General features: G+C 69.5%; 3 protein-coding genes and 1 pseudogene. 2 read left to right on the top strand and 2 right to left on the bottom strand.

Translation table 11 applies throughout. From position 1 onward, the window contains the following. Positions 1-1,521: tRNA uridine-5-carboxymethylaminomethyl(34) synthesis enzyme MnmG (gene mnmG, locus FJV41_RS47090; RefSeq protein WP_141649165.1), on the bottom strand; the 1,521-nt coding region annotated here is incomplete at its 3' end. 889 nt (positions 1,522-2,410) lie between these two features. Here mnmG and FJV41_RS47085 point away from each other — a divergent pair. Both FJV41_RS47085 and FJV41_RS47080 read left to right on the top strand, forming a co-directional pair. Next, positions 2,411-3,658 carry a multidrug effflux MFS transporter gene (locus FJV41_RS47085; RefSeq protein WP_141649164.1) on the top strand — a complete coding sequence of 416 codons (1,248 nt, stop codon included), beginning with the start codon at positions 2,411-2,413 and terminating at the stop codon, positions 3,656-3,658. A 448-nt stretch (positions 3,659-4,106) separates the two neighbouring features. Next, positions 4,107-4,259 (top strand): annotated as a pseudogene (locus FJV41_RS47080) (ClpX C4-type zinc finger protein); the annotation flags it as partial. A 138-nt stretch (positions 4,260-4,397) separates the two neighbouring features. On the opposite strand, the gene FJV41_RS47075 reads toward FJV41_RS47080, so the two are convergent. Next, the coding region (locus FJV41_RS47075) for a M16 family metallopeptidase (protein WP_220137962.1) at positions 4,398-7,141 on the bottom strand (2,744 nt) is incomplete at its 5' end.

Below are 7,141 nucleotides of genomic sequence, written 5' to 3'. Positions count from 1 at the left end.
CCCCTCCCCCAACTGCCCGTACGTGACTTCGGGCCGCTTCAGCCGCGCCGCCAGGCCCGTGCGCTTGAGCCGCGTCACTTCGTCCGTCACCGCGCGCTGCCGCGCCTCCGCCCGCTCCAACGCCTCGCGCGGCAACAGCCCCACCCGGTGCCCGTGACGCGCCAGCCGCAGGTCCGCGTTGCCCTCGCGCAGCCGGAGCCGGTGCTCGGAGCGACTGGTGAACATGCGGAACGGCTCGTCCACGCCCTTGGTCACCAGGTCATCCACCAGCACCGCGCCATGGGCTTCGTCGCGGCCGAGCAGCAGCGGCGGCTCGCCCTTCACCATGAGGCCCGCGTTGAGCCCGGCCCACAGGCCCTGGAAGGCGGCCTCCTCGTAGCCCGAGGTGCCGTTGAGCTGGCCCGCGAAGAACAGGCCCGCGACGGCCTTCGTCTCCAGCGTGGGCTTGAGCTGCGTGGGCGGCGCGTAGTCGTACTCCACCGCGTAGCCGTAGCGGATGACCTCCACCCGCTCCAATCCGGGGATGGTGCGCAGGAAGTCGAGCTGCACGTCCGCGGGCAGGCTGGTGGACAGGCCCGCCGGATACACCAGCGGCGAGTCGGGGCCCTCGGGCTCCAGGAACACCTGGTGCCGCTCGCGCTCCGCGAAGCGCACCACCTTGTCCTCCAGCGACGGGCAGTAGCGCGGCCCCCGGCCGACAATCTCTCCCTGGTACAGCGGCGAGCGGTGGAGGTTGTCGCGCAGCACGCGGTGCGTCTGGAGCGTGGTGGCCGTGATGCCGCACGTCACCGAGGGCTGACGCGGAAACGGCACCCCCGAGGCCGACTCCGCGCGCGTGCGCCAGGAGAGCGGACGCGGCGGGAAGTCGCCGTGCTGCGGCTGCACCGCATCCCAGTCGATGCTCGCGCGCGCGAGCCGCGCCGGAGTGCCCGTCTTGAAGCGGCCCAGCGTGAAGCCAAGCGCGCGCAGCGAATCGGACAGGCCTCGCGCCGCGTCGTCACCCAATCGTCCGCCGACTTCCTTCTTCTCGCCCACGTGCATCAGCGCCTGGAGGAAGGTGCCCGTGGTGAGCAGCACCGCCGACGCGGCCACCTGCGTGCCGTCGCCGAGCAGCACGCCCGTCACCCTCCCCTCCTCGACCACCAGCGTGGAGACCTCGCCCTCGCGCACGGTGAGGTTCGGCTCGTTGAAGAGGACCGACTGCATCAGGGCGGAGTACTGCTCGCGGTCGCACAGCACGCGAGTCGCCTGGACGGCGGGGCCCTTGGAGGCGTTGAGCGTCTTGAAGTGCGTGCCGGCGAGGTCCGCCACGCGCCCCATCTGTCCCCCGAGCGCGTCCAGCTCCCGCACCAGGTGGCCCTTGGCGGTGCCACCCACGGCGGGGTTGCAGCTCATCACCGCGGAGCGCTCGCGCTTGAGCGTGATTCCCAGCGTGGCCAGGCCCAGGCGCGCGCAGGCGAGCGCCGCCTCACAGCCCGCATGGCCCAGGCCCACCACGATGACGTCGTACCGGAGTCCCATTGCTCACGAGGGTCGCCGGAGGGTTTCGGGACCTGACGTGGCGCCCGCTCCGTCATGGCACCGAGCACCCTCGCTCCGCGCGCCGCGACCTGTGAGGTCCCCTATGTCTCCGGTGCGCCCCCTTGGCAAGCAAAGGGAAGGTTTACGGGAGCGCGCGAGGCGGGCAGTGGGAGGGGTTGAGGAGCTGCCTGCCTCGCGCGCACCGGCCATCCTCCGGAAGGGAAAGTCCCGTGCGACGGGCCTCCCCTCCGGCGTGGATGGCGATTCAAGAATGTCGGGCGAGCCCGAAGGCGTCGCCGGTACCTCATGGGGCCCGCGCTTCCCGAGCGCGGCGCCCCATCCCCCTGCGCGCGCGAGATGGCCCCTGCCTCCTCGCGTGCTTCGTCTTCATGGTGTCGCACACACGGAGGGCGGACCTGGGACCGTGGCGGTGAGGGCGCGACGGTAAACTCGAGCTCGAGACTCCGAAGGGTCCTGCACCCCCGTGTGCGCGACGGGGAAAGGAATAACCGGAGGGTCTGACATGCCGGCCTTCGCCAGGCGGGCCCCTCCGGGGGTGAGTTGGCGTGGAGGTGGGACCCGGCCACTCCCCTCCCCCGCATGCGGCTGCTTCATCCTGAAGACGGGCGGAGGCAGGACTTGTGACGCCCGCCGGGGACAGGCGCGGGGATTGTTCCGTGCGTGGAACACTGCGTGGAACCTCGTGTCGCTGGTCAGCCAGGGTCCGCGCCGCTAATCCAGCGTCGACGATGATGAAGCTCCGGAGAACCTCCCAGGGAGTCGCCACCGCGTTGCTCGCGAGCGGCCCGCCGAGAGGTCGCCTGCTCGGCATCCAGAGCCCTGAACGAACTCGCGCGCGCGGCGGTGCGCGCCTCACGCCTGGGATGGCATGAACACCCTCACGAAGAAGTCGCCCCCATCGGGCACCCTGTCGCTGGAACTGCTGCTGGGAGCGCTCACCGCGTTCGCGCCGCTGTCCATCGACATGTACCTGCCCGCGCTGCCACGCATCGCGACGGACCTGCAGTCGACCCAGTCCGTCATCCAGCTCACGCTCGCGTCGTGCTTCGCGGGGCTGGCGTTGGGGCAGCTCTTCACCGGTCCGCTCATCGACCGGTTCGGACGCACGCGGCCGTTGTACGCGGGGCTGGCGGTGTATGTGCTGGGCTCGCTCGGCTGTGCGCTCGCGCCCACGGCGACGGCGCTGGTGGCGATGCGCTTCTTCCAGGCGCTGGGTGGCGCGGTGGCGTTGGTGGCGCCGCGCGCGGTGGTGCGGGACCTGTGGTCCGGCGCGGACGCGGCGCGGACGATGTCGCGCTTGATGCTCGTGGTGGGCGTGGCGCCCGTACTCGCGCCGTTGCTGGGCGGCTTCGTGCTCCAGCACACGAGCTGGCGGGTCATCTTCGTGTTGCTCGCGGGCATCGGCGCGGTGGCGCTGGTCGCCACGTGGAGGGTGTTGCCGGAGACCGCGCCCGAGCACTCGAAGACGAAGAGCATGCGCGCGCGCTTGGGGGAGCTGCTGCGGGACGCGGACTTCGTCGGCCCGGCGCTCGCGGGTGGCTTCGCGTACGCGGGAATGTTCGCATACATCGCGGGCGCGCCGTTCGTGTTCATCACGCTGCATGGCGTGAAGGAGCAGGACTTCGGCTGGTTCTTCGGTGCGAACGCGGTGGGGCTGGTGGCGCTGGCTCAGCTCAATCGCAAGCTGCTGCGCCACATCCCGTTGCACCGGTTGCTGCGTCTGGCATTGACGCTGTATGCGGTGACGGCGGCGGGGGTGATGGCAGTCACGTGGAGTGGGGTAGGGGGCTTCTGGGGGATTGCCGCCGCGCTGTTCCTGTTCGTGCCGACGCTGGGATTGGTGGGACCCAACTCCGCGGCCATCGCGCTGGAGCGACACGCCGCGCACGCGGGGCTCGCGTCCGCGGTGCTGGGCGCGCTCCAGTTCACCGCCGCGGCCTCCGCGTCCTGGGCGGTGAGCGTGCTCAATGACAACACCGCGAAGCCGATGGGCGGCGTGGTGTTGGCGGCGGCCGTGCTGGCGTGGCTGTCTGGCTTCCTGGGCCACAGGGCGCGCTCGCGAGCCGCGAGCACGGAGCCCACGATGACCGGGGCGTCACGTGTTGGCGAAACGTGATGTGTGAAATGTGACTTCGAGCCTGTCGCCCGCGGGTGCCCCCCGAGAGAAAGCCTCTCATGAAAAGGCTATCTTCTCGTGTGGACCATCGGGTTCCCGCACCGACGTGGGTCTTCTCCTCCATCCGCCTCGCGGGAAGAGGTGCCACCGCATGGACAAGAAGGAACGGTTCGACCGCTCGTGGTTGCCAGAGGGCGTCTCATTCGACCGGAAGGAGGGGCTCTACGCGGAGCTCGGTCCAGACGGCCTGGTGGTGCATCTGGGTGTCTACGAGGACGGTGAGCGCAAGCCTGACAGTTGGGCCCTGAATGTGGCGCCGGATGGGAGCTGGGCCCGCCTTGAAAAAACCACGGCCCGCGAATGGCGGAACCACCTGGTCCCTCCCGAGGACGCGGAGAGAGCACTCGCGTATTGGAGTTCTCTGTGGATCGACAAGATCGCCGACGCCATGAAGGACTTCGGCTCCGGCATCAACGTCCAATGCTCGTTCTGCGAGAAGTACCAGCGCGAGGTGAGACATCTCATCGCGGGCCCGAACGTCTTCATCTGCGACGAATGCGTCGGCCTGTGCAACGACGTCATCCAGGAAGAGAAGAAACGCGCCTCGAAGTAAGGCGTTGGAGAGGTCCGCTCCAACGTCGCGCACGCCCCCGCGCGCGGGCATGAAAAAGCCCCGAGGCGCCACGCGGGCACCTCGGGGCTGAGCGCTCAACCCCGTGAAGGGTGAGCAGTCACCGCGTCACGGCGCGGCCTGAGCCGGTACGGGGGCCTTCGCCTTCTTCTCCGCGGTGGCGAAGTCACCCGCCTTCACCTGGGTGACCTTCGTCCAGTCCAGGTGTCGCGACATGGCCTGACGCACGTCCGTCGGCTTGAGCTTGGAGAGCTGCTGTTCCACGCCCGCGTCGAAGGTGAGGGTGCGGCCCAGGTACAGGTAGCCGGCGAGCTTGCGCGCCAGATTGCCGTCCTGCGCCCGAGCCGCCTGCCGGTACTCCAGCAGACCCGCGCGCGCCTTCTCCAGCTCGTCCGCCGAGTAGTCCTTCTGCAAGACGTTCGTCACTTCCTCGCGCATCGCCGTTTCGAGCCGGCTCGCGTTCTCCGGCGCGTAGATGGCGTAGGTGATGAACGTGCCCACCGCGTCCAAATCGCCCGGGTCGATGTTGCTCGCGACGCCGTAGGACAGGCCATCCTTCTGGCGGATGCGCGTGGCCAGTCGCGAGTTGAGGAAGCCGCCGCCGAGCACGAAGTTGCCGAGCATCAGCGCCGGCCAGTCCTTGTCGTCCTCGCGCAGCTTGAGCGTCTGCCCCGCGTAGAAGTACGCGTTCGCCTTGTCCGGCGTCTCCAGGGCCACGGCCTTGGGGCCCACGTCGTTGAAGACCTCCGGCACGCGCGCGTAGGGCGCCGGGCTCTTCCAGTCGCCGAACAGCTTGCCAGTCTCGGCCACGAGTTCCTTCGGGTCGAAGTCACCCACCACGGCCAGCTCCGCGTTGGCGCCGCCGTAGAACGCCTTGTGGAAGGCGCGGGCCTGCTCCAGCGTGGTGTCCTTCGCGCCGGCGATGCGCTCGTCGAGCGTGGGCACGTAGTAGGGGTGGCCCTTCGTGTAGTGGCTCGACAGCGTCCGCCAGAAGGCGATGCTGCCCTGCGTCTCCGGCTCGCTGCGCTGCGACTCCAGGTCCGCCAGCCGCGACTGCTTGAGCAGGGTGAACTCCTTCTCGTCGAAGGAGGGCTCGCGCAGAATCTCGGCCACCAGCGCCAGCACCTTGGGCAGGCTCGCGCGCGGGCACTCGATGGACACCGACGCTCCGGCAAGGCCCCCGTCCACGCCGACGCGCGCCTTCAGCTTGTCGAACTCGTCCTGGATTTGCTGCCGCGTGTGCTTCTTGGTGCCGCGCATCAGCATGCGGCCCGCGTACGACGCCGCGTCGGCCTTTCCGCGCAGCGCCGCCTCCGTGCCCCAGTGGAAGGACAGGGACGCGTTCACCATCTCACCGCGCGTCTTCTTGGACAGCACCGCGTACTTCATGCCGCCCGGCAGCTCGCCGCGCTGCACGCGCGCCTCGATGTTGGCGGGGGAGGGGTCGAACGCCTCGCCCTGCGCCACCGCGGCGCGGCCCTTGTAGCCGTCCATCATCTTCGCCATCTCCACCGGCGGCGGCAGCTCCGAGCGCTCCGGCTTCGCCGTGGGGATGAACGCGCCCAGCGTGCGATTGGAGGCCTTGAGGTAGGTGGCCGCCACGCGCGTGACGTCCACGGGCTTCACCGCCTCGATGCGGTCGCGGTGCAGGAACATCAAGCGCCAGTCGCCGGTGGCGGCCCACTCGGACAGGCCGATGGCGGCGCGCTCGGAGTTGTTCAGCGTCAGCTCCATCATCTTCAAGAGCGTCGTCTTCGCGCGGGAGACCTCCTCCTCGGTGAAGGGCGTGCGCGCCGAGTCCTCCACCGTCTTCAGCAGCGCCTCGCGCGCGGCGGCCAGGGGCTGGTCCTCGCGCATGTCCGCGCTGAACCCGATGATGCCCGGGTCGCGGAACTGGTAGTTGTACGCGGACACGTTCGACGCCTTCTTCGTCTCCACCAGGGCCTTGTAGAGACGGCCCGACGGGTGGTCGCCCAGCGCGAGCGTCAGCACGTCGATGGCGGCGAAGTCGGGGTGGGCGCCCTCGGGCACGTGATACACGCTGGCGAGCAGGGTGTTGTCGCCCACGCGGCGCAGCGTCACCTCGCGCTCACCGTCCTGGGTGGGCTCGGCGGTGTACGTGACGGGCAGGGGCGCGGCGGGCTTCTTCAGCTTGCCGAAGGAGGACTGGATGAAACCCAGCGTCTTCGCCTCGTCGAAGCGGCCGGCCACCACCAGCATCGCGTTATCCGGGCGGTAGTACTTCCGGTAGAAGGCCTGGAGCCGGTCGATGGGCACGTTCTCCAGGTCCGAGCGCGCGCCGATGGTCGACTTGCCGTAGCTGTGCCAGATGTACGCGGCGCTGAGGACGCGCTCCTGGAGGATGCTGCCCGGGTCGTTCTCGCCGGACTCGAACTCGTTGCGGACGACGGTCATCTCGCTGTCGAGGTCCTTCTTGGCGATGAAGCTGTTGACCATGCGGTCGGCTTCGAAGGACAGCGCCCAGCGCAGGTTCTCGTCCGAGGCGGGCAGCGTCTCGAAGTAGTTGGTGCGGTCCAGCCACGTCGTGCCATTGGGGCGGGCGCCCCGCTCGGTGAGCGCCTGGGGCACGTTCTTGGTGGTGGGCGTGCCCTTGAACATCAGGTGCTCGAGCAGGTGGGCCATGCCCGTCTCGCCATAGCCCTCGTGCTTGCTGCCCACGAAGTACGTCACGTTCACGGTGACGTTGGGCTTGGTCGGGTCGGGGAAGAGGAGCACGCGCATGCCATTGGCGAGGCGGTACTCGGTGATGCCCTCCACGCTCGTCACCGGAGTGAGCGCGGAGCCCTTGGCCTTCGCGGGAGCGGCCTTCGCGGCGGGGGTAGGGGAGGGGG

The sequence above is a fragment of the Myxococcus llanfairpwllgwyngyllgogerychwyrndrobwllllantysiliogogogochensis genome (assembly GCF_006636215.1).
In the GTDB taxonomy this organism is placed as follows: Bacteria; Myxococcota; Myxococcia; order Myxococcales; family Myxococcaceae; genus Myxococcus; species Myxococcus llanfairpwllgwyngyllgogerychwyrndrobwllllantysiliogogogochensis.
Note: the sequence above shows the minus strand (reverse complement) of the source record. Positions and strands in the feature narration are given on the sequence as shown.